Below are 4,338 nucleotides of genomic sequence, written 5' to 3'. Positions count from 1 at the left end.
GCGGCTGCATGTCGCACGACCAGCCGAGCAGCGCCTGCCCGCCGTTGCGGCCCGACGCGGCCCACGCGACGCGGCTCGCTTCGAGCACGACGACCCGCTTGCCGGCCAGCGCCAGGCGCAACGCCGTATGCAGGCCGCTGAAACCCGCGCCGACGACGAGCACGTCGGCGTCGATGCGTTCGTCCAGTTCCGGACGATGCGGGATCGGCGCCGGGTAGGTGCCGGCGTAGTAGCTTGCGACGTGACGGTCGGACTGCACGAACATGCGGACTCCCGTGAAAATTACACCGAGAAATTTCATGAAAAATTAGCACGGCAATTTCACGGAGGCAAGCGGGTAAAAACCGACGTATTGGTCTGATGAATCAACGTTGCGCCGTTCCGTGAGTCTGGTCGGCTGACGATTCGCCGCCCGGGCAGCCCCAGCCAGCGTCGAAATGGATTGCCGTGAAAGCCGCGAAGATCGATGGCGTCCAGGTCTGGCGGGTACGTGCCGCCATCCTCGATCGCCGTTGTTGGACGGGTCGGTCGGCCTGCCGCCAGCCGCACGCACCTGCGTTGCCCAGGGTGCGCACACCGGAAACATCGGCTCGACATGCGGGCTCGCCCGCGGCATGAGTCGCGCCGGATCGGCCGATACACGAAACGCCTGCCGCGTGAACCGGACAGGCCCGGCGAACGTCCCTGCCATCCACCCGGACGAAATTTTTACCCTTGTAAAAATTTTGGACTGACAGAATGACGCGCTGAAACAGCGCGTCACCCATCCAAGCACGGCCCCGTAACCCCTTTCAGACCCAACCCAATCGCTGACGGGAGACAAGATGCCCACGAACCGGGATGCAAGCCCGATGGACGAATCGGATCACGGAGAATTCTCGCTGAGCGAAGTCCCGCTCGAGAAACGCACCGGATTTCTGTCCATCACGATGGTGTTGTTGAGTTTCACGTTCTTCACGGGAACGATGTTTGCCGGCGGCAAGATCGGTGTCGCCTTCGACGTCGTCAGCATGATCCAGATCGCCGTCATCGGAAACCTGTTGCTCGCCGCCTATGCGGCATCGCTCGCGCTGATTGCGGCCCGCAGCGGCCTGAACGCGGTGCTGATGGGACGATTCTGCTTCGGGGAAGTGGGCAGCAAGCTGTCCGATTTCCTGCTCGGCTTCGCCGAACTCGGCTGGTATGCATGGGGAACCGCGACGGTGGCGATCGTATTGGTCAAGTTGCTGGGTTGGCCGCCCTCCGTTACCACGCCGTTGATGATCCTCTTCGGCTTCGGATTTTCCATCACGGCCATCATCGGCTATCGCGGCATGGATGTGCTGTCGCGCGTCTCCGTGCCGTTGATGTTCGTGCTTCTGATGACGTCGATGTGGATCGCCACCCGCGATATCGGCGGGTGGGCCGGACTCACGCATGTCGCGCCGTCTCATCCGATGCCGTTCTCGGCCGCCGTGACCATGGTCATCGGCACCTTTGCCAGCGGCGCGACCCAGGCAACCAACTGGACCCGCCTCGCACGCAGCGCGCGCAGCGCCGTCGCGGCCAGCATGATCGGATTCTTCGCGGGCAATGGCCTGATGATCATCGCGGGCGCATACTGCGCGATCGTCTATCAGCAAGCCGACATCGTCGAGGTGATGATGCTGCAGGGCCTGTCGATCGCGGCAGTCGTGATGCTGTGCCTCAATCTCTGGACCATCCAGGGGCCGACGATGTACAACGTGGCGGCCGCCGGATGCCATCTGCTGCGCACCGAACGGCGCCGCACGCTCGTACTCGTGGGCGCGGCGATCGGCATCGTGCTCGCGGTCGGCGGGATGTACGAGTTGCTGATTCCGTTCCTGGTGCTGCTCGGCTCGATCATTCCGCCGGTCGGCGGCGTGATCATGGCGGACTACTGGTACCGCCATCGCGGGCAATACCCGTCGCTTGCCGCCGCCCGCCTGCCGCGCTTCAACCTGGTCGGCCTGGCCGCGTATGCAATCGGCGCCGGACTCGCCTATACGTCGCCGTGGATCGCGCCGATCGTCGGCATCGCGGCGTCCGCCGCCGCCTACATCGTGCTGCTGCAGATTGCCCGCGCGTTCACGCGCGAGCCGTCCGTTCAGGGTGAATGATTCCGCTGCGCGCCCTCCCGTTCCCACAACTACAGGAATCCTCATGAAAATCATCAACGCCAGATTGCGCGGCCGTAGCGCCCTCTTCACGATCGACATCGAGGCGGACACGATTCGCGGCATCGACCTCCAGCCGTCGCCGCTGACGTCTCAAGGGGACGACGTCATCGATGCGGGCAGCAATCTCGTCATCCCGCCGCTGGTCGAGCCGCATATCCACCTGGATGCGACGCTGACCGCCGGTGAACCCGAGTGGAACATGAGCGGCACGCTGTTCGAAGGTATCGAGCGGTGGGGCCAGCGCAAGGCCACCATTACCCACGAGGATACGAAAGCTCGCGCCCACACCACGATCGGCATGTTGCGCGACAACGGCATCCAGCACGTGCGCACGCACGTGGACGTCACCGATCACACGCTTGCCGCGTTGCAGGCGATGCTCGAGGTCAGGGACGAAGCACGCGATCTCATCGATCTGCAGATCGTCGCCTTCCCTCAGGAAGGCATCGAGTCGTTCGAGAACGGACGTGCGCTGATGGAGCGCGCGATCGAAATGGGGGCCGACGTCGTGGGCGGCATTCCGCATTTCGAGAACACGCGCGACCAGGGCGTGAGCTCCATCAAGTTCCTGATGGAACTCGCGGAACGCAAGGACTGCCTGGTCGACGTTCATTGCGACGAAACCGACGATCCTCAGTCGCGCTTCCTGGAAGTGCTTGCCGAGGAAGCGCGGGTTCGCGGAATGGGCACGCGCGTCACCGCGAGCCACACGACCGCGATGGGCTCCTACGACAACGCCTACTGCTCGAAGCTGTTCCGGTTGCTGAAGCGGTCGGAAATCCATTTTGTCTCGTGTCCGACCGAAAGCATCCACTTGCAGGGGCGTTTCGACACCTTCCCGAAACGACGCGGCATTACGCGTGTCGCGGAACTCGATCGCGCCGGCATCAACGTGTGCTTCGGACAGGATTCGATCAAGGATCCGTGGTATCCCATCGGCAACGGCAACATCCTGCGCATCCTCGACGTCGGCTTGCACGTGTGCCACATGCTCGGCTACGAAGACTTGCAGCGCTGCCTCGACTTCGTGACGGAGCACAGCGCCGATGCGATGTCCCTAGGGGACCGCTATGGCATCGCTGTCGGGCGGCCGGCCAATCTGCTGATCCTCGACGCGGATTGCGACTATGAAGTGGTGCGCACACAGGCCAAGGTGCGATTGTCGATCCGTGCCGGGAAGGTCATCATGCAGCGCGCGCCTGAGCGCATCACCTATCCTGAAGCAGGCACGCGTTGAGCGGGCGACGCCGCCGGCCCGACATGCGGGAGGAAACATCGTGAGGAACCCGTCCGAGCCGACTGCAGGAACGCCCGGCCGGCCTCACGGCCGGCGCGAAGTGCTGCGCGACAGTCTCGAGGCGACCATTCTCGCCGCTGCCGAAGAATCGTTTGCCATTGACGGATTCGCGGGCAGTTCCGTTGCGACTATCGCGGCGGCCGCCGGCCTGTCGAAGCAGAACCTGATGTACTACTTCCCCACGAAGCTGGCGCTCTACCAACGCGTGCTGGACGACGTCTTGCGGGACTGGCTCGGCAGGATGCGGGAGTTTGCGGCGCCCGATCACGAGCCCGCGGAAGCCATGTCGGCCTATATCCGGGCCAAACTCGAATTCTCCAGGAATCGCCCGCATGGATCGCGGGTTTTTGCGCTGGAGATCATCGGCGGGGCCAAGACCTACGGAAAGGAAATCCGCAAACAACTGATTCCGGTGTTGCGCGACGACATCCGGGTGCTCGAACGCTGGATCGAGGAAGGCAAGGTGAGACAGGTCGATGCCGAGCACCTGTTCTTCCTGATCTGGGCCGCCACGCAAGCGTATGCGGATTTCGCGCCCCAGATGCTGCTGGTGCTCGGCAAGCGTGCGCTGGGAAACGACGATTTCGACGCGGCTTACCGCACGATCTCCGATCTGGTGCTCAACGCGCTGATCATCGGCGACGGAAAGACGGCTTGACCGCCTGACCGCCTCCGTCGCCATTCATGCACGGCCCCCCGGCACCGTCGACACTTGCCGGGGAACCGCCGGTCAGTCGTGCTTGTAGCGCTTCTTGTTCTTGTGCTTGTTGCCGTGGTGATGATCGTTGGAACGCGAGTTGTTGCGCGACACGTGGCCGCCCAGCGCCGCGCCCGCGCCACCGCCCACGGCAGCGCCGACGA

At 63.7% G+C, this 4,338-nt stretch carries 4 protein-coding genes; 3 read left to right on the top strand and 1 reads right to left on the bottom strand.

Features of this window, described 5'->3' with window-relative positions; translation table 11 throughout:
- Positions 1–265: FAD-binding oxidoreductase (locus tag G3N99_RS35615; protein WP_206124699.1), on the bottom strand; the 265-nt coding region annotated here is incomplete at its 3' end.
- Between the two features lie 586 nt (positions 266–851).
- Here G3N99_RS35615 and codB point away from each other — a divergent pair.
- From codB to G3N99_RS35600, 3 genes are read left to right on the top strand one after another with little or no spacing between them, the layout of a single operon-like run.
- A complete protein-coding gene (gene codB, locus G3N99_RS35610; RefSeq protein WP_174985670.1) occupies positions 852–2,120 on the top strand; it encodes a cytosine permease in 1,269 nt (422 codons plus the stop codon).
- Positions 2,121–2,163: 43 nt separating this feature from the next.
- The gene (codA, locus tag G3N99_RS35605) at positions 2,164–3,417 is read left to right on the top strand and encodes a cytosine deaminase (protein ID WP_206124700.1); all 1,254 of its coding nucleotides are present in this window, start codon (positions 2,164–2,166) and stop codon (positions 3,415–3,417) included.
- Between the two features lie 40 nt (positions 3,418–3,457).
- On the top strand, positions 3,458–4,135 hold the full coding sequence (locus tag G3N99_RS35600) for a TetR/AcrR family transcriptional regulator (RefSeq protein ID WP_174947606.1): 678 nt from the start codon (positions 3,458–3,460) through the stop codon (positions 4,133–4,135).
- Positions 4,136–4,338: the final 203 nt, after the last annotated feature.

Source organism: Burkholderia sp. Ac-20392, assembly GCF_017104585.1.
In the GTDB taxonomy this organism is placed as follows: domain Bacteria; phylum Pseudomonadota; class Gammaproteobacteria; order Burkholderiales; family Burkholderiaceae; genus Burkholderia; species Burkholderia lata.
Note: the sequence above shows the minus strand (reverse complement) of the source record. Positions and strands in the feature narration are given on the sequence as shown.